Source organism: Desulfogranum aggregans, assembly GCF_055398265.1.
Genome location: NZ_AP042447.1, coordinates 3,785,040 through 3,810,762, shown reverse-complemented (window position 1 = coordinate 3,810,762; position 25,723 = coordinate 3,785,040). Strand labels below are relative to the sequence as shown.

Here is a 25,723-nt window from a genome sequence, read left to right as displayed (position 1 = left end):
CCACCTGTTCCTCATTTTCGCGGACGCGGGGTCGCCGTTTCCTCTCCGGCTTCCGGATGGTGAAAGCAAATGATCGCTGCAGCAATTAACAGTTGCCCTTCCACCGTGAATCTGTCATGCTCGCAAAAAGTAATCAGCGGTAATTATTGGCAACATAACCAGCTCGTTGCCTGAGCAATGTTGCCGTTTCTTATCCCTTCCACTCTGAGGAGAAGCCATGAAAAAACTGATAGCCATCATGACCGTGGTCACCATCGCTCTCGCCGCCAGTGGGCCGGCAATGGCGAAGAAACTGACTGTCGCCTGCGACACCAATTTCCCCCCGTTTGAATTTAAGGATCCTAAAACTGGAGAGCATACTGGGTTTGATGTAGAGCTCTGGGATGCTATCGCTCAAGAAATAGGCGTGGAATACACCCTTCAGCCCATGGACTTTAACGGGATCATCCCTGGACTGCAGTCAGGCCAGATAGATGTTGGCATTGCCGGCATCACGATCAAGCCGGAACGGGCAAAGGTGGTTGATTTTTCCGATGGCTATTACAATGCCGGGCTGCTCATCCTGGTCAGCAAAGACAACACCGATATTCAGGATATCAAAGGACTCAAGGATAAAATCGTCTCAACCAAGTTGGGAACCACCTCGGTTGATTTTGTCAAAGCCAATGCCCAGGCCAAGGAAGTAAAACTTTTTCCCAACAACGATGCCATGTTCATGGAACTGATGAGCGGCGGTGCCGATGCAGTGGTTTTTGACTCTCCGGTGGTCAGCGACTTCATCCGTAAAGCAGGCCAGGGAAAAGTCAAAATCGTTGGCCCCATCTACCAGGGACAGTCTTACGGCATCGGCTTCCCCAAGGGTAGTGCACTGGTCGCGCAGGTCAACGAAGCCCTGCAAACCCTGCGCAGCAATGGAACCTACCGGGAACTCTACGTGAAATGGTTTGGTACGGAGCCGAAATAACGTTCAACGGCCGCCAAACCGCCGAGTGGCCCGTCAGCTATTGCCGGACAGCACCAGTTGACGGTCGCTCGCGCTTCGAGACAACACCATTTCGCCCAATAACCTGCCTCTGAACGACCACTGATCCCATGGCATTCCAATTTGAACCAACGGTTGTTATTGAAACCTTTCCCATGCTGATGCGCGGCCTTAAACTGACCCTGCAGATAACAGTCGGTGGGATTTTTTTCGGATTCCTTCTCGGGTCGGGTGCGGGCCTGATGAAAATCTCCCGGAGCTTTGTCGTGCGCAAGCTTGCCGGTGCCTACATCGAGTCGATCCGTGGCACGCCCATGCTGGTCCAGGCCATGTTCCTCTACTACGGCGTTCCGATGGCCATCGGCATCCGCATCCCGCCTATTACGGCGGGCATAATCATTATTGCAGTGAATTCAGGTGCCTATATAGCAGAAATTGTCCGTGGTGCAGTGCAGTCTATTAATCCAGGCCAGATGGAGGCCGGACGCTCCATCGGCCTTACCCACGGCCAGACCATGCGCTATGTTATCTGGCCACAGGCCCTAAAACGGATGCTGCCGCCGCTGGGTAACCAGTTTATCATCAGTCTCAAAGACACCTCCCTGCTAATGGTCATCGGCGTCGGCGAGTTAATGCGGACCGGCCAGGAGATCACTGCCGTCAACTTCCGTGCGTTCGAAGTCTATATGGCGGTAGCGCTCGTCTACCTTGCCATGACCATGTCAATCTCCAAAGGCATGCGGATACTCGAAAACAGGCTTAGCATCAATCAGAGGTGAGAGGATGATTCAGATTATTGATCTTCACAAACGGTTCGGTGACCTGGAAGTGATAAAAGGCGTTGATCTCCATGTGCAGCCCGGTGAAGTGGTCTGCATCATCGGTCCCTCGGGATCAGGAAAATCGACCGTTCTCCGCTGCATTAACCGCCTGGAGGAACCGACCTCCGGAAGCATCATCGTCGATGGCCATGATATCATGGCAAAAAAAACTGACATTAATACGGTACGCGCCGAGGCCGGAATGGTCTTTCAGCAATTCAACCTCTTCCCGCACATGACGGTGCTGGCAAATGTAACCCTGGGCCCAGTCAAAGTTCGCTCCATGACGAAAAAAGAGGCTGAGGAACGGGGCATGTCTCTGCTGAAAAAAGTCGGACTAGCCGACAAGGCCGCCGTCTATCCCGAACAGCTCTCCGGCGGCCAAAAACAGCGGGTGGCCATTGCCAGGGCCCTGGCCCTGCAACCCAAGGTCATCCTCTTTGACGAACCGACTTCAGCCCTTGACCCCGAACTGGTAGGAGAGGTGCTGGAAGTCATGAAGCAGCTTGCCCGTGAAGGTATGACCATGGTGGTCGTGACCCATGAAATGGGCTTTGCAAGAGATGTGGCTGACCGGGTCATTTTTATCGACCAGGGTAAAATTCAGGAAGAAGGGCCGCCTGATCAGTTTTTTACCCATCCGCGCAACGAACGGCTAAAAGAATTTCTCGGCATGGTCATCGCCCATGGATAGCCGTAATTCGTGGAGTCGTGTCCGTAGAGAGTGTACAGCCACTCGTCTGGCCCATTGGTCGAAGCTGCCCTGCCCTGCGTTAACCAGGCTTATGGAGAGAGGGCAGTGATGCAGCGAATAGTTTACGTAAACGGGGCCTTTTTACCTGAACAGGAGGCCAAGGTATCTATTTTTGACCGGGGTTTTCTTTTTGCCGACGGGGTCTACGAAGTCACAGCGGTCCTTGAAGGCACAATGCTCGAAAATGACCGTCACCTCAAGCGGCTTCGACGATCACTGGCCGAGATTGACATGCGATTCCCCCTGAATGACCAGGAGATCACCGCCATCCAGCAGGAGCTGCTCCAACGGAATCGACTGAAAGAAGGTATCATCTACATCCAAATTACCCGTGGATGCGCTGACCGGGATTTCACCTATCCCTCATCGCCTCAACCGACAATGATCGCCTTTACCCAGGAGAAATCTCTGCTCGATGCACCGCTTGCTGACAGAGGTATTCGCATAATCACCACCCTGGATAATCGCTGGGGCAGGCCGGACATCAAAACCGTTTGCCTGCTTGCCTCCAGTATGGCCAAAATGCAGGCCCTGCAGGCTGGCAAAGACGATGCCTGGTTCGTTGACGACAGAGGCTTTATCACTGAAGCCACTGCCAGTAATGCCTATATTCTCACCGCAGACAACACCTTGGTGACCCGGCACCTCAGCCGTGCCATCCTGCCGGGGATTACCCGTCAGGCAATCCTTGAACTTGCGGCTCGACACAATATCCGTTGCGAGGAGCGGCCCTTTACCGTTGCTGAGGCACAGAGTGCCAGTGAGGCATTCATGACCGGTTCGGCCGCGTTTGTTATCCCGGTGGTGGAAATCAACAACCATCTCATCGGATCGGGTACACCTGGCCTGTACACCCGAAAATTACGTGAGCTCTATATTGAGAAAGCCCTGTATCAGCGAAAAAGCTGAGCGAATCAGCGGATGAGCAGAAAGAAAATCCACCTTCCCTCTCCTTTTCAGTTCTCTGTCTTGCCTTGAAGAAAAATTTGATGCATAATCAAAAGAGGATTGAACCGTTCACTTTTCCCCAGGCACCTCTCGGCCCTTTCTGCTGATTACACTTTTTAACGAGTATGCGATTTTTTCACAACCTCTCCATCCGTTCCCGATTGTATTGGGTCTACGGAGGAATTTTTCTGCTGATCACCTTGGCCAGCTGGTCGCTGCTCTACCACCATTTCAAGACCAGCCTGACGAACAACATAGAAGACGAACTCTACAATACCAATAAAGTAATCAGAGACATGGTGGAAACCACCACCAGTGTAGCGATAAAAAACCATCTCCGCGCCATTGCCCAAAGCAATCTCTCTTCCCTGAATAGCATTTATGATAAGTTCCTACAGGGAATGCTTTCCGAAATCGAGGCCAAACAGTTGGCAATTCATCTGCTGGAAAGCCAGGTGGTTGGAAAGACCGGGTATGTGTACTGTATCGACAGCAACGGCATCGCCCAGGTTCATCCCAGAGTGGGGGTGCAGGGCAAGGATTTTTCCAATCATCTGTTTATCCAGGAACAGATCAACCGGAAAAGCGGGTATCTTGAATATCTCTGGAAAAACCCTGATGAGGAGACAGAACAGCCCAAAGCGCTGTACATGGTCTACTTCGAACCATGGGATTGGATCGTCTCCGTCACCTCCTACAAGGAAGAATTTTTTGCACTTATCGATATTAACGATTTTGAGGAAAAAATCCTGGAAGTTCGTATCGGTAAAACCGGCTACCCCTTTGTATTAAACACCCAAGGTGATATTATTGCCCATCCCGAGGTTGAGGGGAACCACTACTCCACGGTCGACAGCAACGGCCGCCCCTTTATTCAGGAAATCATCGCCAGCCGCACCGGGCGGATTCAATACAGCTGGCAAAATCCATCCGAGTCTTCCCCGAGAAAAAAGCTGGTTGTATTCGATATCATTCCCCCCTTCGACTGGATAGTTGCCACCTCGGTGTATGCCGATGAGGTATTCAAGCCGCTGAGCCAATTTCAACGTTTATTTGCACTCTTTCTGTTTGCCACCCTGGTAATCATTGGCATTGTTACCCTGCTGGTCAGTTCCACCATCCTCCATCCCCTAACCGCCTTTATCCGCCGACTGGAGGCGGGTGGAGAGGACTGGTCCATCCGCATGGACAGCACCCGGAAGGATGAAATCGGCCGATTGGCAACCAGCTTCAACCTGTTCATGACCAGGCTGGAATCGGCCAATGATCAGCTTCGCCAGGAGATACAGGCCCGCCAGGACAAAGAAAAACAGCTCTTTCTCTACGAACAGGTGTTCAACAATATCGTGGAAGGCATCTGTATCATGGATGAACACGGCATCATCCAGGCCGCCAATCCCGCCTTTGAGCAGATCAGCGGTTACCGGATTACTGAAACCCTCGGCAACCCGTTGCGCGAATTTAAACGCGATCAGTACAATGAGCACTTTTTTGACACTATGTGGGACAGCCTGAGCAAACAGGGGCGGTGGTCAGGAGAGATCTGGAACCAGCATAAAGATGGTACCTTCTTCCCCGAACTGCTGACCGTGAGCGACATACGCAATGCATCAGCTGACCGGATGTACTATGTAGCGGTGTCACATGATATTTCTGAACTGAAGGAGAAGGAAAAACAGATTACCCACCTTGCCTATCATGATGCGCTCACCGATCTCCCCAATCGCTCCCTGCTTCAGGACAGATTAACCCAGGCCATCGCAGCTGCTCACCGCAAGGGTACGCAAATCCTGCTGCTGTTTATCGATCTCGACAATTTCAAAAAAGTCAATGATACTGTTGGTCATGCCATGGGCGACGTCCTCCTGCAACAGGCCGCTCAGCGCCTGCTCTCCGGGGTGCGCAGCTGCGATACGGTTGCCAGACTCGGCGGTGACGAATTTATCATCATGATTCCCGAAATTGAAGTCCGGGAAGAGGCCAATGCCGTAGTTGAACGGGTCTGCTCCGCACTTAGGCCTGCATTTGTTTTGGGAGAGCATCATTTCCACCTGACATGCAGTATTGGCATAACCTCGTTTCCCAATGATGGAAAGACACCTGATGATCTGCTGAAAAATGCCGATCTCGCCATGTACCAGGCCAAGCATCATGGCAAAAACACCTTTCATATTTTTGATCCGAAAATTGAAGAACAACTCCAATACAAAGTACGGCTGGAACACGAACTGCGTGGCGCCTTGGAGAATGAAGAATTCCAGGTTTATTTCCAACCCCGAATCAACAGCCTCACAGGTAAAACGGTCTGCCTGGAGGCCCTGGCTCGATGGATTAAACCAGGTGGCACAATCGTTCCTCCAAATATGTTTATCCCGCTGGCAGAGGAAACAGGACTGATCATTCCCCTTGGCCGCCAGATTCTGCACAAAGCCATCAACGGTATCCAGGAGATATGGCGACAGAGCGAGTGCCGGCCAAAGCTCTCGGTCAATGTTTCCGTCAAACAGTTCAGCGATCCGGGCTTTCAGGAAATACTCGCCCAGGAACTCACCGAAAGCGGTTACCCGCCGACAGAGCTCGAACTGGAGTTGACCGAGTCGTTGTTGATGGAATCCATAGATTCTACCCAGGCATTATTGAAATGGTTGCGCCAAGAAAAAATCATGCTGGCTGTCGATGATTTCGGTACCGGGTACTCCTCCATGGCCTACCTGAAACGACTGCCAATATCGGTACTCAAGATAGATAAATCCTTTATTGCGGATATTCTTACCGACAGAGAGGATTTCACCATTGTTGAGACCATTGCCATCATGGCCGACAAATTGAACTTGGGGCTGGTCGCCGAGGGCGTCGAAACCATAGCCCAGCTTCGTTGCCTGCAAGATATCGGCTGCAACGAAGTGCAGGGCTACCTGTTCGCCCGTCCCATGCCGCTGGAGGAATCGGTGCACTTTCTCACTCCGCCAGCAACCGCGGGGAAACAGGGGGATTAGCCGCTCCCTTCAGTCAATCTGCGTGGTACAGGTGCCCCATCCGTCGGCCGGTGCATGTGCAAGCGATCCCCTGCTGCGCGCCCCTGCTGATAGGCATTGGGGTTAACCCGCATTCCGCGGGAGCGAACCCGTTTAAGTCGTGGAAAACGGCGGGCAACAAAGTGATCGATCATCGCCTCGGTGTGCATCAGGGCTTTTTCCCTGCGAGGATCCGCCTCCCCATTCTGCCGAGTAGCCCCCTGCTGCCGTCGCTCTAGTTTTTCTCGAAACCCTGCCAGCACGCCAAGATAGTAACTTTTCCGGGTAACCCGTCGCTCACCGGACAGGTTGTGATGGTTTCGCTCCCACAGCGTCTGCAGGCGATCAAGCAGAAAATGATAGCAGTGTTCCGCAATGGCGACATTTTCCCGCAAGCCCAGCAATTCAATGGTCGCGTTCCGCCGGTTTGCAAGCGGATCATAGAGTGTGGCACGGATCACCCGCACCCTGAAGCAGGTACTGAGCAGGGCGCAAATGGTCTTGAGATGGGCGGCCATCCGCTGGCGGCCCGTGTCTATACTCCGGTGCTGGAAATCAGCATGTTCGGCAAGATGATTCATGGACAGGTTATGCCGTTCAAGCAGTTGCCCGGCCTTTTGCATAGCCAGTGCGGCCTCATGTTCATTTGCCGACTGCCCCAAAGCAAACAGCTTTTGCACTTTCTCCAGAACCTGCTGATGTGGTGCCGGTATCGCCTCTGCCGGTTGGAGGAGCAACCGGGCGGTATCAGCCCCTGCCCGGCGAAAAGGCCGATCAACCCCCAACTCACGGCAGAGCTGCTGAAAGAATGGTCCGTGGTCGAGCCGCTGGCGTTGATGCACTTCACTGCAAAGCTGGTGCGCCATTTCATGTTTAAGGACCTGGAGGGTCACCGACCATGGGTGCTCTGCAATCAGGTACCGACTGATGGACATGGTACGCGATAAAGGCGACCAAGAGCCCAACACCCGCTTTGATCCGGAGATCTGGATGACCGGTGGCCTGAGGGGAAGGGAGTGCTGAGCACAAATATGATCGAACTCCATCGCCAGCTGGGCAAGCCATGACCGCTCCAGCCGGTCATACAGTTCCTCCACCAGGTGATCCCTTTTGTCCATGCGTTCTTGAGTGGTCATTGCTGTTTTTCGGAGAAGTTTTCCCTTCAGTCCGCTTCCCCTGCATGGTTGGCCGCAGCCGGCAGCGCCCGCAACGCTTCGATTCGCCGGAGAATCGGCGGGTGACTGTAATGGAGAAAAACATGAAGAGGATGGGGGGTCAGATTGGAGAGGTTGCTGACACTGAGCTGCTTGAGGCCATTAATCAGGCTGTCGCGATCACCAGTGGTCGTTACCGCAAAAGCATCTGCCTCATATTCATGTTTTCTGGATAAGGCATGAAAAGCGATGGAAAGGATGGTCGACAACGGTGAATAGAGGAACCCAAAAAAGATCAGGCTGGCATACACCGAAAGATGCTCCATCCCAAAAGCGGCAAACAGCTGGGTATTTTCCAGAAACAAAGAGAGAATGAAAAACATAATACCGGTCTGAAGGATGGAGGCGGCCATCATGATCATGATATGCCGTTTCTTATAGTGGCCCATCTCATGGGCCAGGATGGCAACCAATTCGCTGGTGGAGACCTGCTTGAGCAGCGTGTCGAAGAAAACGATTCGCCGAAACCGGCCGAAACCGGTAAAAAAGGCATTGGCGCGTGTAGACCGTTTCGAACCATCCATGGTGTAAATCCCCTGGAGGGCAAAATGCTGACGGCGGGCATACTCGTTGACCGCTGTCTTCAGCTCACCGTCTTCCAGCGGGGTAAAGGTGTTGAACAACGGCATGATGATTGCCGGAGCGAGAAACTGCATCACCAGAATGAACAGAACGACTGCCAGCCAGCAATAGAGCCATGCCCACTGGCCGGTGGCGCCAAAAAACCAGAGGATAAAGCCGAGGAGCGGGCCTCCCAGCAGTAGTGCAAGCGCAGCACCCTTGACTTTATCAACCAGGTAGGTAGCAAAGGTGGTGGTATTGAAGCCGAAACGCTCTTCAATGACAAAGGTCGAGTACAGGGAAAAGGGGAGGTTCACCACAGCCGAGAGCAACCCGAGCAACGCGGTAAAGAGCAGTCCGGTGAGCACCGGAGAGAACCCGAACGATCGTGCGACAAGATCAACCTGGTTAAATCCACCAACAAGGATAAACACCAGCGTCAGAAAGGTGATTATGGTGGTTTGCACCAGGGAAAAACCAGTGGTCACCCGTGTGTACTCCTGGGACCGTCGATATTCCTCTTCTCCATAAACCCCGGTAAACTCTTGGGGCAGTGCAGAGTCAAGCGAGCGCAGATTCAAGGCAGCAACCACAATATCCAACAGGTAGTGGACCGCAAGAACCCCAATGATAAATATCAGATAACCGTTCATAACCGTTCCGTCAGGCAAAATAAGGTACAGCCATTGCCGCAGCGGCAACGGCTCATTTGCTGCAATTAATGCTCCTTTACCGATCATGGACGCTCTAGGCAAGCAAATTATGACCAGCATCCGAAGAGTGCAGTACTCCTGATCACCACAAAATTGATTGGAACCAAGGGACAGGTGTTCCTGGTGCGGCTCCCTTTCCAGCGCTATCAGCTCAACGGCACCAGCCATTTCCCTCTCAATGCTCCCAGACGGGCATGGGCCGCAATGGTCCGACCTTGACCGAGGAAAAATCACCACCCCCATGCCCCCCTGTATCCGACCACTTGGGACAAGAGAATAGCGGTTTCCCTGGTCCCGCGTGAATGGTATAACAGTCCATGGAATCGATGAACGCTCCGGAGTATCACCGGTGCAAGGCGGCGCCCCATTGACGCTGCGCTCCTCAAACCTCCTGCAGCCCGGACAGTGGCGTAATTGACCGCCCAAGGGACGAACTGGGGAGCCTGAGTTGGCAATCAATGGTTGTTTGTCTTTTTCCCGCACATCAGCAAATCGCCCCAGCCCCTACACTGCCACGGATAGGGCATCCGTCAGGCTGGCAAGGAGAAGCACATGGACCAATCCGCGCAACGTTTTACCGGCAGGCAGGTGGTACTCTTCCTGCTTGCAGCCATAACGCTGACCGTCATCACCACCATCTTCACCACCCGCGTTCTCCTTTCTCCCAGACCCTTCGTCCCGGTCACCCTGACAGCTGGTGAGCAACAGCAGTTGGCGGCTAAACTGGAAAAGTTGGGACATTCCGGAACCGAAAAAAGCCCACAAGTGCACAAATCACAGCCGCCAAAGAGCGACAGCTCTCCACAGGTGCATCCGGAGCCGTACAGCGAGCGCAAGGAAGACCGCAGCGTGTATCTCAGTCAGCGAGAGCTCAACAGCCTGCTGGCGGATAACACGGACCTTGCCCAACGGGTGGCCATCGATCTGGCCAAGGATCTGGTCAGCCTCAACATGCTCCTACCCGTGGATCCGGATTTTCCAGTATTGGGCGGAAAAACCCTGCATATCCGTGCCGGGGTCGAACTCGCCTACCGGGAGGGACGGCCGATAGTCATTTTTCGTGGAATATCTGTTATGGGTATCCCCCTGCCCAAGGCGTGGCTGGGTGGAATGAAAAATATTGACCTGGTCAACGAATTCGGCAATGAACAGGGGTTCTGGAAGGGCTTTGCAGACGGGGTAGAGTCGCTGGAGGTTGACGAAGGCAGGCTGCGGATAGTACTCAGAGAATAAAAATACTGCGGTGAATACAGAACGCTAACCACCTTTTTTAGGGTGTAAAAGCCTCAGCAGCCCATCTGAAAACGAGGAGATTTTTTCCCTAATCACAGGTGCTGGGATTGTTTTTTCGCCAATCTTCATTATGGTAAGGCAACATGTGTCTACCGGGCATGCGGTCCGCGGAAAAGACACCCGAACATATAGAGGTACAGGTATACCCGATAAATGAAGCAGTATAAAATATTCAAACATCCTGATGGTTCCATTGAGGCCGTCAAACAGGGATGGTCATGGCCGGCGTTTTTCTTCAGTTGTTTCTGGGCCCTGGCCAAAAAAATGTGGCTCACCGGAAGCGCGCTGTTTCTCGCTTCCCTGCTGCTTGGTGCGTTTATTGGTCAGGCAGACATGGGTACACGGGGAGACAGCATCATCAACCTGCTGTCCATCGCCATCAGTATTATCTTCGGCCTGAAGGGCAATGACTGGCGAGAAGCCCTGCTCTACAAACAAGGGTTTGAGGAGCAGGAGATCATTTCAGCCCAAAGCCCGGAAGGAGCACTGGCCATTTTCTATAAGCAGCACCAGTAGCGTTTTGTCCGGTCCGCCTGTGCCAGAACTACTCGGACTCGGAACCATTCGATATGGTTCCGAAACGATTTGAAAACATCTTTTTTGCTTTCTTCATGCCCTGATGATGCCCTTTCTTATAGCAGGCGTCATCGCTCTGTGCGATCTCGGACCGGACAACGGATTTACCGGGCTGTAGCTCTGCATGCCTTTACCAAGGCCTTTGCCGCAGCCTTGCCTTGGGTGCTGCGGGGTATTCCCCTGGTTCGAAAAACCGTTTCCCGACTGGTAGCACAGTACTGAGCTATCGCCTTTTCTCCAGCCGGCAGCAGAGGCTGCTACCGGTCCCGGCAAAGAGAGAGTACCAGTTCACCATCTTCCTGGGTGGACCTGACACCCAACGGGACAAGTAGCTGAAAGAGAGGGCGTCCGAAGTAAAACAACTCTCTGGTCACCGGCAACGCATAGGATCGCGTGGCTGCTGTGCGATAGCGCAAGTCCAGGTTCACCGCATGGGCCAGGGAACGCAGCAGTTCCCGGTGGTCGCCCTGCCCAGCCAATTCCTTACCGATAGCGTGCAGATCAGGGCAAGGACAGTTCTGCTCATGTTCCCTGATCAGCGGCAGTAATGGGTCTTCCTGGTCAATGCAGTCAAAACGGGTAATGAGCTGCTTGCCGGCAATGGTCAACAGGGCTTCAGGCGCAGAACATTCCAATACCCGACAGGCAAGCGGACGCTGGGTGTACATACTGCACCGACTGCGCTGAGAGTCATAAAACTTACAGCTCCAACTGCCAGGATTTCCCTGTACCTTAAGAAACTCTTCCGCGACCGGTTCGGCCTCGGATGCTAACGGAGCAATGGCGAGTTCTCCCCGACGGACGGTTACCAGGTCTTCAAACCCATACACCCCATTGCGAACAAGGGGAAGATCCTTGGTATGTAAAGCCGGTCCGCCTTGCTGACAGCAGGTTCCGCAACGGTCACACTGGGTTTTCCTGCTGCTCACGATGTTTTTTCCTCCCCGCTCTTGCGTACCTGCAGTTCATCACCGCAGTGGAGGGTTCCGGACTTGATCACTTTGGCAAAAATCCCTTCCCGGGGCATAATACAATCGCCCACCTGCTGAAAGATAGCACAGCCGTGATGGCATTTTTTCCCGATCTGCGTGACTTCGAGAACCACACCGTTACCTTCGAGAATGGTGCCTACGGGCAACGCAGCCAAATCAATTCCGCGGGTGGTGATATTTTCGGCAAAGGCCCCTGGCTCCAGCTCCAATCCCTGGCGACGCATGAAGTCTATCGACTCCTCTGCCAGCAGACTGACCTGGCGGTGCCAGTCACCCGCATGGGCATCCCCCTCGATGCCATGGTCCACTTTCAAGGCAACGCGCTCAACCGGTTCCTTGTTAACACCCTTCTCCCTGCTTACATTCAACGAAATAATTGTTGCCATCAATCGCATCCTTTTAAGTTATCCTCAATCCGTGAGCGTTCAAGAATGGTGCAGCTGCAAGGCGGAAACGTCATTGATTTTACTTGAGTATATCAATACATTGCCAATGCAGCAGGTATGCCGTTCCTGGCACGCCCCACAGGGCGGCTGGTAAGCCTGAGTTTTTAAATGGGTACCAGTTATCTTTTACAATAACGAAATATCAGCTCGACTCAGACTCTAGGCCGTCATGGATTCAGGGTTATTCCATCAGGTCAGTGCTCAGGTAGCGTTCTCCGGTATCGGGCAACACCACCACTATTCGCCGCCCAGCGTTTTCTTTTCTGGCAGCTATGTTCAGGGCTCCCGCCAGGGCTGCTCCGCAGGAAATACCACACAGAATACCCTCATTGACGGCGAGCTCTCTTGCCCGCTGCACGGCTTCCTCGTTTTTCACCTGGACAATTTCATCAATTACACTGCGATCCAGGATATCCGGCACAAAGCCTGCACCGATCCCCTGTATCTTGTGAGGGCCAGGCTGGCCGCCCGAGAGGACAGGCGAGTCTGCCGGCTCCACGGCAATAACCTTGACCGGCAGCCGTTCTTTCAGATATCCCCCGACACCGGTAATAGTCCCTCCGGTTCCTACCCCGGCAACAAAGAAATCCATCTTCCCTTTGGTCTGCCCCCACAATTCCGGCCCGGTGGTTCGTCTGTGCATAGCCGGATTTGAAGGGTTGGCAAACTGATTGGGCATCCAGGCACCCGGAGTCTGCCGCTGCAGCTCCAACGCCTTGGCAACCGCCCCCTTCATCCCCTGCTGGGCCGGTGTCAGCACCAACTCCGCGCCGAGGTGTTTGAGCAGCTTGCGCCGCTCCATGCTCATGCTCTCCGGCATGGTTAAAATAAGCCGGTATCCCCGACTGGCAGAGAGAAACGCCAACCCAATGCCGGTGTTGCCACTGGTTGGCTCGATGATAACGGTGCCAGGCTGCAGGATTCCGGCCTCTTCAGCATCGGTAATCATCGCCAGCGCCACGCGATCCTTAACGCTGCCAAGCGGATTCATCGACTCCACCTTGGCCAACAGCTCCACACCCCATTTTTCCGAGGTTTTACCAAGGCGAACCAGGGGGGTCTTGCCGACAGCTTCTCCGATGTGACTGCAGATGGACGAACTCATCATTCCTCCCCCTGACCGAGATAGAGCAACTGGGGTTGTTCCAACAGCACCTTGGTATCCGGCCCGACCGACTCGGTCAACCAGACGTTACCGCCGATGATGGAACGGGCACCCACCACGGTTTCTCCACCCAAAATCGTCGCATTGGCGTAAATAATTACATTGTCTTCGATGGTTGGGTGCCGTTTGATATCGCGCAGCCGCTCCCCGGCATCACGAGGCAGGGAGAGTGCTCCCAGGGTGACCCCCTGGTATATCCTGACCCGGTCACCGATGTGGGTGGTCGCACCGATCACGACCCCGGCGCCATGATCGATAAAAAACCAACCACCGATGGTCGCTCCAGGATTGATATCGATTGCTGTCCGGTGAAAGGCGTGTTCACTCATTATCCGCGGAAGCAGTGGAACCTTCAGGTTGTGAAGGGTATGGGCGAACCGATATACCATGGTCGCAAACAGACCGGGATAGCTAAATATGACCTCATCACGATTGCCTGCGGCCGGATCCCCTTCCAGGGTGGCTTCGATATCGGACTCCAGCAGCTCCCGTATCGTGGGAAGAGCCTTGACAAATGCCGAAGCCATCTCGTAGCTCCGCTCGCCACAGCGGGTGCAGTCCTGGTTGTGTCGAAAACAGTCATGGCGAATGGCCGAACTGATCTGTCGGGCAAGGTTCTCATAGAGGAGGCTGAGCTGCTGACCGAGGTAATATTCGAGATTATCGGGACGCATGACCATGGAGGTAAAAAAGCCAGGAAACAGAATGCGCTGCATCTGTTCAATCAGCTTGATGACCTCATCTTTCGAGGGGATAGGCACCGGCTCGATATGACTGGTCAACCGTCCGCTCTTGAAGCCCTGGGCAAGTTCTTCCACCACCGAGGGAATGGGGTTACCCAGATTTTCGGCTGTAACGGCATCCGTGCTGCAGTCAACACTGCAGGAACCAACCGCCAGTTCCTGGGGGCCGCAAGGAAAATGTTCTTTTATCGTAATCGCCATTATACACGCTCCAGCATCATTATTCCGTAGGTGGCTCGTAAATTTTTCAAATACCGCACTGTATTCCCATGAATATCGTGGTGATGGGTATTGATCGCCATTTCCTTCACCACCCGCACCCCGGTTTTATGGAGAAATCGGTGAAAGTCACGAATGGATATGACGCGAATATTGGGGGTGTCATACCAGTCGTAGGGTAACTGGTCGCTGATCGGCGCCGAGCCGAAAAAAAGCAGCTGAAGCCGATTAGACCAGTGGGCAAAATTGGGAAAGCTGACGATCACCCGTTTCCCAATACGCAAAAGGTCCAGCAGCAACTCTTTGGGGTCGCGGATTTGCTGCAGGGTCAGGCTGAGGATGATCACATCAAACCTGTCTTTGGGATAGTCTCCCACTTCCTGACGAAAATCACCCTGGAGGACCGTCAGTCCACGCTCAATGCAATGGGCAACTTTTTCCTCGGAAAAATCTATGCCGGTACCCACAACCTGCTTATGCTCCTTGAGATAGGCAAGCAAATCGCCGTTGGCACAGCCTAGATCCAACACTCTCGCCCCTGCATCTATCCAGGAGGCAATAACCTGGAGATCAAAACGCATGGATGCTCCGGCTCTCTCAGCACTGTTCATGATATACCCTGCTCAGAAAACCGCTGATTAACCCATTGAGCCGCTCATTAGGGAGCAGAAAGGCATCATGCCCGCCCGGCGCCTCAATTTCACAGAAACTGACATCACTGCCGTTTTTTTTAAGAATCCCGACCAAAGCCTTGGACTGATAGGTGGGGTAGAGCCAGTCTGAACTGAAGGAAAGGACGAGAAATCTTACCTTTTCCAGTCGCTCGTTCACTAATATGCTGCCGTCGCCGCGCCCCAGGTCGAAATAGTCGGCAGCTTTGGTGATATAGAGAAGCGAGTTGGCATCAAAACGATCAACAAACTTTCGCCCCTGGTAGTGCAGGTAACTCTCTACCTGAAAATCACTGTCAAACCCGAACGAGAGCGCATCCCGGTAAAGCCGACGACCGAATTTTTCCCGCATGGCGTCGTCGGAGAGGTAAGTTACGTGACCGATCATGCGCGCTACCGCCAAACCGTGGGTAGGACCGGGCCCTTGGTAATAGTCACCGTTATTCCATTCCGGATCGGCCATGATTGCCTGCCTGGCTACCTCATTAAAGGCAATGGCCTGGGCCGAATGCCGGATAGTGGTGGCCAGGGGTATAGCGGAATGAACCATTTCGGGATACTCCACGCACCACCGCAGCACCTGCATGCCGCCAACCGAACCACCGACGACCGACATCAGTTTCTCTATCCCCAGATGATCAATCAACTGCTTCTGGGCACGAACCATATCCCTGATGGTGACCATGGGAAAGGTAAGGCCGTAGGGCTTTCCTGTGGAGGGATCGATGGAGGAGGGACCGGTGGAGCCGACACAGCTGCCCAGGATATTGGAGCAGATGACGAAATACCTGGTGGTGTCGATGGGCTTTCCCGGACCAACCATGGTATCCCACCATCCGGGACGCCCATCATCTGCATGCAGATATCCGGCAGCATGAGAATCACCAGAAAAGGCGTGCAGCAGTAGCACTGCATTGTTTTTCTGCTCGTTTAAAGTTCCCCAGGTCTCATAGGCCAGGGTAATGGGTCCCAGTTTCTCCCCGCAATCCAGCTCCATTTCGTCAGGCGGCTGGGCAAAGGTGAAATATTGCCGCTCAACGAGTTGTTTTTTTTCTTTTCCCGAAATATCGACAGCCATGGGGTATCTATGGGCAACAATAAAAGCAGTACGTCAAGACCAACTGAACGTACAGTAAAAATCACAAGCCTTCCGCCTGGGCGGCGGGTACACGTCAGCCAATAAGTACCACGATGTGCTACTTAATCCAACTTGAAAGATCTGCATACCTAGCACAAACAATAGCTACAAGTAAGCACAAGTCCATAACCTTGCCACCAAAAAAAATGCGGGTCCATGCTGGACCCGCAGTAGCACAATCACTCATCTCCGGTGATGCTTAGAGCCTGGACCGTTCTTCAACACGCACGGATGCAGAACAAGGGATCAAAACTTAACCTCCAACCGGGCATAGGTACCAAAGGCTCCGTCATCCTCAACGCCCACGCCATCAAGGCGACCATCGAAATCAGGCTGCAGATACCCTGCCTTCCAGGTAAAATCGGCGCCCTTGGAGATCACATAGGTCAGTGAACCTGATATCTCCATCAGCTTGGCCAAGCGCTTGTCCTCCACACCTGCGTTGTCGTTGCCGTCAATGTTGATCCAGACAAAATTGCCGACCAGTCGCAGCCGTTCGTTGACATCATAGGTGACGGAAGGCGCGATCCAGTACCAGTCGCCGGAAACACCCAACTGATCGAATACGGCAATGGGCTCATTATTACCGTTACCCGTCATGATCCAGCCGAAGTCGTTATCAACGGCAAAATTATTGACAGACAGCCCCACATTCAATGACGGAGTGAAATTCCCCATGGGATAGTCTACCTTGCCATACCAGCCCCACCCGTCGTCCGGGTCGGTGGTAGTCACCGGATCGAAAAGCCTGGTGTCCTCCTGCCTTGAATTGACGAAACTAGCATCTTTGTAGGCAAGCTCAGTTTCCATGCTAAATTTTTGCAATAGACCCCGCATATACACAGAGGCGACCACACCACTTCTATCCAGTATATACTGCCCTGTGGCAAACTGATCGCGCTGGTCATCGAAATATGCCAGATTAAGTTGCGCAAAAAAGTTTTCGCTGAAATCTCCTTTGGCCACCAAGCCGTACATCATCCAATCATTGTCTTCGAGTTGGTCAATGTCAACATCTGCTTCCTGTCCTTCACTCAGCGTATCGACCAAACCAATAATATGATATTTATCAACACCCCAATCAACGCTCAATCGTGCGACACTTTGATCCCACTGAAGAAACTTGGTGATATTTGATTTAATCTTCCCAGCTTCAACCACTGTCGGTCCGATGGGAACACCTATGTAGGCGTAGTCGACCCAGATATTCTTGTCGTCTGCCGGATCCGCCGCACCGTTCATGCGGGTATCTCCCAGGCGCAATCTCCCTTTGGCATAGGCACCACCGGCGGCTGTGCCTGTCATGACCAGACGGACACGACTGTCGCCAAAACTGGCAGCATCTTTATCAGAATTGCCAAAGTCATAGTTATCCTTGTAGATCACCCGTGCACGAGCGTCCCCACTGATGGTGACACCAGCATCTTCAGTGGCGACAGCGCTGCTGACAAGGAATCCGGATACGCACAACGCTGCGCCCGCAGCAAACAATTTTTTCATCTCCCCCTCCCCTCTCAAGGATTGATTACTGGCACCTCTCAGAAAGCGATATGATTGCCACCGGTAGCGGCTTTACCTGGTCAATTGCCGGTAACGGATACGGTGCGGTTGCTCGGCATCCGCTCCCTTTCGTCGCCGGTAATCCTGCTCATAATCGGAATAGTTCCCTTCGAACCACACCACTTCGGAATTCCCCTCAAAGGCCATGATATGGGTGGCGATCCGATCCAGAAACCAACGGTCATGGCTGATAACCACCGCACACCCGGCAAAATTCTCCAACGCCTCTTCCAGGGCGCGCATGGTATTGACATCCAGGTCATTGGTCGGCTCATCAAGCAACAGCACGTTGCCGCCCTCTTTAAGAGTACAGGCCAGGTGAACCCGGTTGCGCTGACCACCCGAGATCTCGCTGACCTTATTCTGCTGTTCGCTGCCGGTAAAATTAAACTTGGCCACATAGGCGCGGGAATTATACTCCTTGGTACCCAGCCAGATGGTATCCTGTCCCTCAGAGATAGCCTCCCAGATGGTCTGGTCTGGGTCAAGGCTGTCGCGACTCTGGTCCACATAGGCCAGCTTGACGGTGTCGCCAATGCGGATTGTTCCGCTGTCCGGTTGCTCCTTGCCGGTGATCATCTTGAACAGAGTTGATTTTCCCGCCCCGTTGGGACCAATGATGCCAACAATGCCCCCGGGCGGCAGGGAAAAATCAAGCTGATCCATCAACAATCGCCCATCAAAAGCCTTGGTCAATCCTTCTGCATCAATAACCACTTTACCCAACCGGGGGCCGGGCGGCAGATACAGCTCCAAGTCGCTGTCGAGCTTGTCTGTTTCCTGATTGAGCAATTTTTCATAAGCCGTTATACGCGCTTTAGATTTAGACCGCTTGCCCTTGGGGCTCATGCGAATCCAGTCCAACTCACGCTGAAGGGTCCGTTGTCGCTTGCTCTCCTTTTTTTCCTCCTGGGCAAGACGTTTTTCCTTCTGCTCAAGCCAGGAGGAATAATTGCCCTTCCAGGGAATGCCTTGACCGCGATCGAGTTCCAGGATCCAGCCGGCAACATTATCGAGAAAATATCGGTCATGGGTCACTGCGATAACCGTTCCCGGATACTGCTGCAGGTGCTGCTCCAGCCAGGAAACAGATTCCGCATCCAGGTGATTGGTGGGCTCGTCAAGCAGAAGGATATCCGGCTGTTTGAGCAGGATCCGACACAGCGCCACCCGTCGCTGCTCACCCCCGGAAAGAACATCCATCTTGGTTGCACCGTCTGGACAGCGCAGGGCGTCCATGGCCATATCCAGTTTGCTGTCAAGGTTCCAGGCATCCAGGGCATCCAGCCGATCCTGTACTGCTGCCTGCCGGTCAAGAAGGTCCTGCATGGCATCATCATCCATGGGTTCGGCGAACTGCTCATTGATGGCATTGAACTCCGCCAACAGGTCCAGGGTCGCCTGGGCCCCTTCCTCCACGACCTCCCGCACGGTCTTGTCCCGATCAAACGCCGGTTCCTGAGGGAGATAGTCGATGGTATAGCCCTCGGACATCACTGTTTTGCCCTCGAACTCGGTATCCAGACCAGCCAGAATACGGAGCAAGGTACTTTTTCCGGAACCGTTGAGGCCCAGTACCCCGATCTTGGCACCATAGAAATAGGAGAGTGAGATATCCTTGAGGATCTGTTTTTGTTTATATTTTTTACTGACCTTGATCATCGAATAGATGATTTTGTCAGGCTCGTGGTTGCTCATCCAATACTCCTCGTATAAAGCCTCTTTAGAACTCCTCCGCAAGGGAGGAGTAACATGGTCGTTGTAGCGCTACGTGCATTACGCCGCAGTACCGCTGATTGCAAGGAAAAATAGCGATTCTCGTTGCAAGAAATTATTTTTTTGGTTGCCTGAGCAGCTGCTCCGGGCAATAGGGGTCCCGATCGACAAAGGGATCAAGTCCATGGCCGGCAACCACTGCCGGGCAGCCTCGGCAGACCAGATTGATGCGGCAATCCCCGCACGCTTCGCTGCCAGCGCGATAGCGACTCGCAAGCGGCGAGCGGTAGATGGCTTCAAGGTCCTGTTCAAATATATTGCCCAGATAGGAAGGAAATTTGCGACAGGCATGGACTTCCCCGTCGGGCAGGATCGAAACAAAATTAAATGCCGCGCCGCAGCCAAAACCAGCGCATCCGCCAAACAGTGGACTCTCGGTGCAGCAGAGGTGGCGATTGAGCAGATTATCCTTTAACGACATCACCGGATTGGTCGCTGCCGCCTCCAGATACCCCGCAAGCAGGGTTTCAAACTGCTCCTGTTCCACCGGTTGCAGACTTGCCCCCTCACCGAACAGCGTCAAGCGGTTGAAGGTAAACAGATCGACCTTGTCCCGAAGGTACTCAGCCAGCGGAAGTACCTGCTCGCAATTTGCCCGGGTCAGGGTCAACATGACCATGGAGTAGACCTGGCGCTCTCGAAGGACGGCTAAAAATTCGATCACCCGCTGAAAATGGCCTTCCCCGCGGATACTGTCGTTGTGGGCCTCCATTCCCTCCAGACTGACCTGGTAAAACTCCGGTTTGTGGACCGATATCAATTCATCCACAATGGATGCCGTGGTGGGGTTGCCAAGCAAAGCGAGCATAAAGCCGCGCTCTGCAGCCGCCCGATAAAGTTCCTTAAAGCGGGGGTACATCAAAGGGTTGCCACCAGTAAAGGAAATCTGTCCGCGGACGTTGTTGTGCCGGCAGAATCGGTGCATTTCATCCAGGACCTTCATAGCCCGATCAAAAGGCAACCGAACACGATCACTTCGGTCATAACAGTGCTTGCAGTGCAGGTCGCATGCCTGGGTGACATGCCACTGAAGAGTAAAGACCTGCGCAGTGTGATAGGATGGATCAATCAGCTCCGGTTCTCCGCCCTCTGTTTCACGACAAAGCCGGGAGGGAGCACGAAGAATTACCCCGTCTTCCACCGCCTGTGTGAGCACCGCTTCTATCGCTCCCACAGTCACCTTGCCTTCACGGGCCGCGGTGAACGTATCCAGCTCTTCATGAACAAGTTTCAGGGCCAGCAGGTCGTTGGTCTGCACTGCTCTACAGTGCACGGCACCGGTTTGCGGATGTTTCCAGACCAACACCTGCTCTTCGCCCGGTTGGGGAGCCACATCCTCCCGCTCTTCAAGGACCTCAGCAAGCCCGATCCAGTTCATCTGCAACAGCTCCAGAGATGGATTGATGAAATACCCGTGAGCGGCTGTCAGCTGCTCATCCGGAAAGATTTCACACCCCCCAACCGCCTGCCGCAGCTGATCGATTGCTTCCCGGAGGGATCCATGCTCAAGCGTTTCCTTTGTCACACCGTCACCTCTTGCACCTGTACCGTTCTTTCGGTCGGTTTTCGTTCCTCGCACCGTACAATACCCTCCAGGAGACAACAAGGGAGAAAAAAACCCGGCCACCTGGGAAAATCAAGGGGCATATCCGTTATAACTGCTCATCTCTTCGGTCTTTTTTCGCTGTTTGACTCGTAGCCGGTACCCTTCAGCGGGATAGCCGAGGGTAATGACCAGACCGATCCTTTTCCCGGAAGGGATGGCAAGCAGGCCCTGTATTCGCTTTTCGTCAAACCATCCGAGCATGCAGGTGCCCAACCCCAACTCCGTGGCCTGCAAACAGAGGTGTTCGGCCACGATTCCTATATCTATCAGGGAAAAATCTCGCTTTTTCAGGTGGGCGCCAATCTGGGTAATAACCCTCGTCTTTTCAAGTACCACGACAATCAGCACCGGGGCCTGTGGAGCAAATTTATTGAAGGATACCAAGGAACTGTATGTTGCTTCCGCTACCTGATTCTTTAACCGGGGTTCAGTCACGAAAATCAGGTGCCACGGTTGTCCATTACTGGCCGAAGGGGCCAGCCTTGCCGCTTCCACCATTTGCTCCAGCTTTTCCTTTTCCACCGGACGCTGGTCGTAAGCCCGCACACTCTGCCGTGCCCGTACCAGATGCTGGAAGGAATCAAGAGAGACCACCGAATCGCTGCTCATCTGCTGCGCCCCCATCTATTATTGTATCGATCACCCTTTGGTGTGACGGCAGAGGTTGCTCCCTGCGTGTTACCTGACAAAGGTCCCGTCCTTATCCCTCACCCGCGATACCCCTGGAATTAATGTCTGTGACCCTTTGACACCGCGCAGATTGCGGACATGATTATGGGTAAACTGAGAGATCAATTCCGCATCGGATGTCAGCAGGTCACGCATCAGGGTCGCTTTGACGATGAGGTCGATGGACCCGTGGACGGAATGCAGTTCATCAACTTCCTCGAGCTGCATCAGCTTATCCATAACCTGGCTCTCATACCTCCCCTCCAGGTTGAGAAGAATAAAAAAGGTTATCTCCCGCTTCATTTCCGGATATTCCGCTGCTCTGTATTCAGCCATCTTGGTTCTGAACGCCTCCATGTTTTTGGGAATCAAACGATCGATCCCGATACCATAGCGCCGTTGGCTGCTCTGCTCCCACTGGTGAACCGAAATGTAGAGGCAGAGGTCATCCACGGTTCGCCCGGGGAATGACCGGGCCAGCCCGCTCGCTGCCACCATGGAGCGAAGCGGCTTGAAAATGGTCCGGTACCAGTCGAGCGCAGCATGGCTGTAGTCCACATTCTGGTCAGTGGTCTGTTTCAGGTATTCCTGGTGGACCATGATCTGCTGTTCGAAATGAATATATTGATCGGGTTCGGTCAGGTCGATGGTTTCCGTCAGACCGGCCTTGTCACGAAAGAGGATCTTTTCCCGGTAGAGAATGTTGTCCAGCTTATCGGTCCCCGGCAGTAGTTCCAGGATACGTGCCTGTATATGCGTATGTCCCAACTCCCGATACGCGGTAACGCGGTGGTGCCCATCCAGGATAAAAAAATCATCCTTGATCTGATAAAGGGACACAGGGGGCATGGGGCGGCCGGCCACCATGGCCTTGAGTATGCCCTGGAGACGGCTGCTGTACTCCTTTCGCCTGGGCCTGAATCGCTTATCAAAATCGTGGTAACGCCCTACGGTACCGACAATTTTCTCCAGAGGTACGGTCTGCACACCTCGATCAATGGACTCAAAAGCCTGTTCCGAGTTCTGCACTGTATCGAAACACTGCAGCTCCTTTGCCGGCTCAACCTGCTCCAGGTGAATAAAAAAACTGCCCAGTTTTTTTCGCAGTTGTTCAAACATGGAGGAGATAATACCCATAACAGTTAATCACCCGGGTGGTGCCCAGCCAGCGAATCCGTTCCTGGTCACTGCCAAACAGGGTATGGATATGCCCATGGAGCAGGTAGGCAGGGCTGTATCGTTCAATCAAGCGATGAAAACAGCGAAACCCCCGATGGCAGGGATCTTCAGCATCACCTACGCCGCGGGGCGGGGCATGAGTAACAATGATATCCACCCCCCGACTGCGGATCAGCGGCAACCAGAGACGGAACAGAAAGCTGCGCATCTGGGCCTCACTGTACTGGTTGATCCCGCCATTGTACCAGCGAGATCCCGCAAGGCCGACAAGGCGTATCCCGTGGTAGGCCACGATACGCCGATGGATGTCCAGGCACCCCTCCAGGGGCTTGTCCGCATAACGGATATCATGATTACCCATGACATAGTAGACCGGGACGCCAGTACGCCGGCTCAGTTCAACCAGGTACTCGGGCGGTAGATCCCCGCACGAGAGGATGAGGTCAATACCTCTTACCGGCGCAGGGTCCCACCGCTCCGCAGTCAATTCCGGGACCACTGTATCTGCAACCACTAGTATTTTCATCTGCTCGTTGGCAGGGGTTCACTCGGCTTTTCGGACAGCCATTTCTCTTGTTTTCCCCATACCGGACACACCTCTATTCAGTCAACCTGGTCAGGCCCACAAAACTGCCGTTATTATCCTCTGCAAGGCGCCGCATCAGAGCGGCAAACCTGATCAGATTATTATCTGCACCCTGCTGAGTAAATAAAACGGGAAAGCCGATGGCATGAATGCGAACCCTTGTATTGCCATCCTTATCGCGCCGGTTGCTTCGGCTGATGCTCTCCACTACCTCCTGCAGTCCTCCTCGGGAGAAGTCGTCGCCAAAAATATACAGGGACACCTTTTTATCCTTGCTGTAAAATCTTTGGATTGCGTGCGTCACCCCTTCCACCGGACTGGAATTGGAAAACGGCGCCCACGACCCCAACCGCCGGAGAACGGCATTTCTTCGCGCCGGGGTGTCCGGTATCCACCGACCGCGATACTGGGAAAACATGTACTCCCCCATATCGTTCATCACCTGGATCCCCTTCACCTGCGGATGGACGGCCAATATCTCCGCCATCTTCCGACGCACAAGACGCCAGGCATATTGCTGCATAGAGCCGGAGGTATCGATAATAAAGATAATGTATTCACTGTCCACCGGCACCCCGCCCACAGGCCTGTCAGGGACCGGCGGTGCGGTTCGCCGCTGCAGGCGTCGCATCTCCTCTGTTAATACCTGCCTGGCCGCCTCCATCTCTCCTACAAGTACCTGCAGCGCCAGTTCGGAACTGCTGGATTCTGCGGTCTGGGCATCAAGCCGGGCAAGGGTTGCGTTCTGTTCAACTAGCTCCTGCTGTGCTTGCCTCACCTGTTCCCTGGTCTGCTGAAGCCGCTGGTCAAGCGCCCGGGCCTGCTCCCTGGTTTCTGCCAGCGTCTCCTGCAGTACTGATGTTTCCACGCGCAGAGTCTCGGTCAGGGTTGCCGCAACCTCCGGCTCTCCGATCTTGCTGATAACGAGCAGCAGAACAATCGCACCGAACCCGCAGGATACCACGTCTAGAAAGGAAAGTGAAAAAATCTCTATCCCTCGTCCTTTTCTGCTCATGGCCAGTCCCTTGTCGGCGTCATGAAAGAGCCCTTGGTCTCAACCGCAAGCTGCCACAGCAATTTGGAGGCCAGCGGATCCCCTTCCATGGGAAAGAGAATGGTGTTCACCGGCAACCCTTGGGGCAGTCGCTGCCTGGCCTGATGGAAATGCCGTACCCGCTGTTTCCCGGATACCGCTCCTGCTTGCGCTCTGCCGCCTCCCTGGGTGGGCAGTCCATCGGTCAGCAGAATACAGTTGTCGGCCTGGGGACGAAGCGTGGCAAGGGTGGTAAAGGCCTTGCTGAGGTCAGTTCCTTCCGCAGGAAGCATGCGCCGAAGCTTCGCTACCATGGAATCAACCGCGGCATGATCATTGACTGCCACCCAGGAAGAATCGGCAAGGGTAAGCGCGCTGTTGTTGAAGGTTATAATCTGCACCTGGGCCGAGGCATTCATATTGGCCAGCAGCCACTCCACGGTCGCTACGGTCTGTCGCCATTTTGGTGCGCTCCTCTGTATTTCCGGAGACATATTGCGCCGCCGCAGAATATTCACCACCGTGGTATCAAGCATGGACGCACTCACATCCACCAGCAAGGCAATCCGCCGTCCGCCTAAGCGAAGCCCGGTAAGATACTGCCGGTTGCCCTCGCCCACAAAACGCCTTGCCCGGTCACCTGTGTCAACTGCTCTCTCCTGGACAGTGACCTGTTGTCGCTGGCTCGCCAGTTCCTGCAGAGACAGCTGGGCACGGTCCAACTGCCGACGCCTCTCCCCGGTCTTTTCCGCCTGGTCGGCCAGTTTCGCTTCCGCAGCAATGATCCGACGGCGGATCGCCGCCGTGCTCTCAGCAGTCGTGCTCAGCTCTAGTTCCGTTCTTTGGACCGCTGCTGTCAAGTCGTGAAGGTGCTGTTGTTCGATTGCAACGGTCCGAGCCAATCGGTCCTTTTCGGCAGCATGTTCGGCGACCTGGGCTGTCCGTTCGGCTACCGTCTTGGCCTGAACAATCAGCACCAGCAGCACCACAGCACCAAAGCCGCAGAACATGATATCGAGAAAGGCCAGATTAAAAGGCGTGATGCGACGACGGACAGCCATGAT

General features: G+C 53.9%; 24 protein-coding genes. 8 read left to right on the top strand and 16 right to left on the bottom strand.

Annotated features, from left to right (window positions below):
* The first annotated feature begins 217 nt into the window (after positions 1–217).
* From glnH to ACZ52Z_RS16785, 5 genes are all read left to right on the top strand, one after another.
* The gene (glnH, locus tag ACZ52Z_RS16805; RefSeq protein ID WP_464267928.1) at positions 218–964 is read left to right on the top strand and encodes a glutamine ABC transporter substrate-binding protein GlnH; all 747 of its coding nucleotides are present in this window, start codon (positions 218–220) and stop codon (positions 962–964) included.
* A gap of 128 nt (positions 965–1,092) precedes the next feature.
* Entirely contained in the window at positions 1,093–1,761 is a 669-nt protein-coding gene (locus tag ACZ52Z_RS16800; RefSeq protein ID WP_464267927.1) for an amino acid ABC transporter permease, read from the top strand.
* A gap of 4 nt (positions 1,762–1,765) precedes the next feature.
* Positions 1,766–2,497, top strand: coding sequence for an amino acid ABC transporter ATP-binding protein (locus tag ACZ52Z_RS16795; RefSeq protein WP_464267926.1), 732 nt, complete (start codon positions 1,766–1,768; stop codon positions 2,495–2,497).
* Between the two features lie 108 nt (positions 2,498–2,605).
* Positions 2,606–3,466, top strand: coding sequence for a D-amino acid aminotransferase (locus tag ACZ52Z_RS16790; protein ID WP_464267925.1), 861 nt, complete (start codon positions 2,606–2,608; stop codon positions 3,464–3,466).
* A gap of 164 nt (positions 3,467–3,630) precedes the next feature.
* Positions 3,631–6,501, top strand: a complete 2,871-nt coding sequence (locus ACZ52Z_RS16785; protein WP_464267924.1) for a bifunctional diguanylate cyclase/phosphodiesterase — start codon at positions 3,631–3,633, stop codon at positions 6,499–6,501.
* On the opposite strand, the gene ACZ52Z_RS16780 is transcribed toward ACZ52Z_RS16785, so the two are convergent.
* Both ACZ52Z_RS16780 and ACZ52Z_RS16775 read right to left on the bottom strand, forming a co-directional pair.
* Positions 6,498–7,655, bottom strand: coding sequence for a SprT-like domain-containing protein (locus ACZ52Z_RS16780; protein ID WP_464267923.1), 1,158 nt, complete (start codon positions 7,653–7,655; stop codon positions 6,498–6,500). The genes ACZ52Z_RS16785 and ACZ52Z_RS16780 overlap by 4 nt on opposite strands.
* 26 nt (positions 7,656–7,681) lie before the next feature.
* Complete coding sequence (locus ACZ52Z_RS16775) at positions 7,682–9,175, bottom strand: M48 family metallopeptidase (RefSeq protein ID WP_464267922.1); 1,494 nt, start codon at positions 9,173–9,175, stop codon at positions 7,682–7,684.
* A gap of 384 nt (positions 9,176–9,559) precedes the next feature.
* Here ACZ52Z_RS16775 and ACZ52Z_RS16770 point away from each other — a divergent pair, with 384 nt between their 5' ends.
* The 3 genes from ACZ52Z_RS16770 to ACZ52Z_RS16760 all read left to right on the top strand — a co-directional run bounded on the left by ACZ52Z_RS16770 (position 9,560) and on the right by ACZ52Z_RS16760 (position 11,098).
* Complete coding sequence (locus tag ACZ52Z_RS16770; protein ID WP_464267921.1) at positions 9,560–10,240, top strand: arginine N-succinyltransferase; 681 nt, start codon at positions 9,560–9,562, stop codon at positions 10,238–10,240.
* 213 nt (positions 10,241–10,453) lie between these two features.
* The gene (locus ACZ52Z_RS16765) at positions 10,454–10,816 is read left to right on the top strand and encodes a DUF2628 domain-containing protein (RefSeq protein WP_464267920.1); all 363 of its coding nucleotides are present in this window, start codon (positions 10,454–10,456) and stop codon (positions 10,814–10,816) included.
* 138 nt (positions 10,817–10,954) lie between these two features.
* Complete coding sequence (locus ACZ52Z_RS16760) at positions 10,955–11,098, top strand: hypothetical protein (RefSeq protein WP_464267919.1); 144 nt, start codon at positions 10,955–10,957, stop codon at positions 11,096–11,098.
* A 35-nt stretch (positions 11,099–11,133) separates the two neighbouring features.
* Here the strand turns inward: ACZ52Z_RS16760 and ACZ52Z_RS16755 are convergent, their stop codons facing one another.
* From ACZ52Z_RS16755 to ACZ52Z_RS16690, 14 genes are all read right to left on the bottom strand, one after another.
* Positions 11,134–11,805: a YkgJ family cysteine cluster protein gene (locus tag ACZ52Z_RS16755; protein WP_464267918.1), complete on the bottom strand. Its 672-nt coding sequence runs from the start codon at positions 11,803–11,805 to the stop codon at positions 11,134–11,136.
* Positions 11,802–12,254 carry an MOSC domain-containing protein gene (locus ACZ52Z_RS16750; RefSeq protein WP_464267917.1) on the bottom strand — a complete coding sequence of 151 codons (453 nt, stop codon included), beginning with the start codon at positions 12,252–12,254 and terminating at the stop codon, positions 11,802–11,804. Before ACZ52Z_RS16750 ends, ACZ52Z_RS16755 begins: the two co-directional genes overlap by 4 nt.
* Before the next feature lie 241 nt (positions 12,255–12,495).
* Positions 12,496–13,422 carry a cysteine synthase A gene (gene cysK, locus ACZ52Z_RS16745; RefSeq protein WP_464267916.1) on the bottom strand — a complete coding sequence of 309 codons (927 nt, stop codon included), beginning with the start codon at positions 13,420–13,422 and terminating at the stop codon, positions 12,496–12,498.
* Positions 13,419–14,423, bottom strand: a complete 1,005-nt coding sequence (locus tag ACZ52Z_RS16740) for a serine O-acetyltransferase (RefSeq protein ID WP_464267915.1) — start codon at positions 14,421–14,423, stop codon at positions 13,419–13,421. Before ACZ52Z_RS16740 ends, cysK begins: the two co-directional genes overlap by 4 nt.
* Entirely contained in the window at positions 14,423–15,052 is a 630-nt protein-coding gene (gene metW / locus ACZ52Z_RS16735; protein WP_464267914.1) for a methionine biosynthesis protein MetW, read from the bottom strand. The genes ACZ52Z_RS16740 and metW overlap by 1 nt, the downstream gene beginning before the upstream one ends.
* Positions 15,039–16,190 (bottom strand): homoserine O-acetyltransferase MetX, encoded by a 1,152-nt coding sequence (gene metX, locus ACZ52Z_RS16730; RefSeq protein ID WP_464267913.1) that lies wholly within the window; start codon positions 16,188–16,190, stop codon positions 15,039–15,041. Before metX ends, metW begins: the two co-directional genes overlap by 14 nt.
* Before the next feature lie 306 nt (positions 16,191–16,496).
* Positions 16,497–17,750, bottom strand: a complete 1,254-nt coding sequence (locus ACZ52Z_RS16725; RefSeq protein ID WP_464267912.1) for a porin — start codon at positions 17,748–17,750, stop codon at positions 16,497–16,499.
* Between the two features lie 72 nt (positions 17,751–17,822).
* Entirely contained in the window at positions 17,823–19,508 is a 1,686-nt protein-coding gene (ettA, locus tag ACZ52Z_RS16720) for an energy-dependent translational throttle protein EttA (protein WP_464267911.1), read from the bottom strand.
* A 133-nt stretch (positions 19,509–19,641) separates the two neighbouring features.
* A complete protein-coding gene (gene sbtM, locus ACZ52Z_RS16715; RefSeq protein WP_464267910.1) occupies positions 19,642–21,111 on the bottom strand; it encodes a thio(seleno)oxazole modification radical SAM maturase SbtM in 1,470 nt (489 codons plus the stop codon).
* A 111-nt stretch (positions 21,112–21,222) separates the two neighbouring features.
* Complete coding sequence (locus ACZ52Z_RS16710) at positions 21,223–21,801, bottom strand: nitroreductase family protein (protein ID WP_464267909.1); 579 nt, start codon at positions 21,799–21,801, stop codon at positions 21,223–21,225.
* 69 nt (positions 21,802–21,870) lie between these two features.
* Positions 21,871–22,998, bottom strand: coding sequence for an Lrp/AsnC ligand binding domain-containing protein (locus ACZ52Z_RS16705; protein ID WP_464267908.1), 1,128 nt, complete (start codon positions 22,996–22,998; stop codon positions 21,871–21,873).
* Entirely contained in the window at positions 22,973–23,566 is a 594-nt protein-coding gene (locus ACZ52Z_RS16700) for a metallophosphoesterase family protein (protein ID WP_464267907.1), read from the bottom strand. The genes ACZ52Z_RS16705 and ACZ52Z_RS16700 overlap by 26 nt, the downstream gene beginning before the upstream one ends.
* Positions 23,567–23,639: 73 nt before the next feature.
* Complete coding sequence (locus ACZ52Z_RS16695; protein WP_464267906.1) at positions 23,640–24,641, bottom strand: vWA domain-containing protein; 1,002 nt, start codon at positions 24,639–24,641, stop codon at positions 23,640–23,642.
* Positions 24,638–25,720, bottom strand: coding sequence for a vWA domain-containing protein (locus ACZ52Z_RS16690; RefSeq protein WP_464267905.1), 1,083 nt, complete (start codon positions 25,718–25,720; stop codon positions 24,638–24,640). Before ACZ52Z_RS16690 ends, ACZ52Z_RS16695 begins: the two co-directional genes overlap by 4 nt.
* Positions 25,721–25,723: the final 3 nt, after the last annotated feature.